1 protein-coding gene is annotated in these 1,130 nt (G+C 69.7%); it reads left to right on the forward strand.

Features of this window, described 5'->3' with window-relative positions; translation table 11 throughout:
• On the forward strand, window positions 1-1,130 hold a 1,130-nt coding region (locus B7X32_RS20985), incomplete at both ends, for an ABC transporter substrate-binding protein (RefSeq protein ID WP_366247020.1).

Below are 1,130 nucleotides of genomic sequence, written 5' to 3' on the forward strand. Positions count from 1 at the left end.
CGTCGCGCCCGCACGCCGCCCTGCGCCTGCGGACGACGGCGCTCGCCTCGATCGCCGTCATCGCCGGCCTCGCCCTCAGCGCCTGCTCGGCGCCCGCGCCCGCAAGCGCGCCGACGGGCGATGCCGGGAAGCCTGTCGACGGTGGAGCGCTCACCTTCGCGATCGCCAACGACCCGATCTCGCTGAACCCCTCCGGGATCGGCTCCGGGAACGACACCTGGTACGTCACACGGCAGCTCGTCGACTCCCTGCTCTACCAGGATCCCGAGTCCGGGAAGCTCGAGCCGTGGCTCGCCACCTCGTACAAGAGCAACGCCGACGCGACGTCGTTCACCTTCGAGCTGCGGCACGGCGTCACCTTCTCCGACGGCACGCCGTTCACCGCCGCCAACGTCAAGGCCACCTTCGACGACATCCAGGCCGCGGGAGCGCTGACGCAGACCACGAGCAACTTCGTCGGCTACAAGGAGACCAAGGTCATCGACGACGACACCGTCGAGGTCGACTTCCGCACGCCGAACGCCGCGTTCCCGAACTCGACGGCGAGCGTCGGCCTGGGCATCGTCGGCGACGCCACCCTCGCCGTGCCTTTCGCCGACCGCGCCGACGGCAAGGCGATCGTCGGCACCGGTCCGTTCACGCTCGGCAGCTACACCAAGAACGTCGCGACCGTTCTCACCGCCCGGAAGAACTACGCCTGGGCGCCCAAGCCGCTCGGGAACACCGGGCGCGCCCACCTGGACACCGTCACGTTCCAGGTCGCCCCCGAGGCCGGCGTCCGCACCGGCAGCCTGACCAGCGGTCAGGTCGACGTCATCGGCGGCGTCCAGCCCACCGACGTGCAGACGCTTCAGGACTCGGGCTACCCCCTGATCTCCCGCGGCAATCCGGGCATCAGCTTCGGGCTCTCCTTCAACCTCGCCCGCCCGATCGTCTCGGACATCGCCGTGCGAGAGGCGATCGCCGCCGCGATCGACCCGACCGTCGTGCGGGATACCGCCTTGAACAAGCTCTTCGCCGTCGCCACGAGCACACTCGCGAAGAACACGCCGTCCTGGGCCGATGAGAGCACGCATTTCTCCTACGATCCGAAGCACGCGGCCGCGATCCTCGACAAGGCGGGCTGGACC

The organism is Microbacterium sp. 13-71-7, assembly GCF_002257455.1.
In the GTDB taxonomy this organism is placed as follows: Bacteria; Actinomycetota; Actinomycetes; order Actinomycetales; family Microbacteriaceae; genus Microbacterium.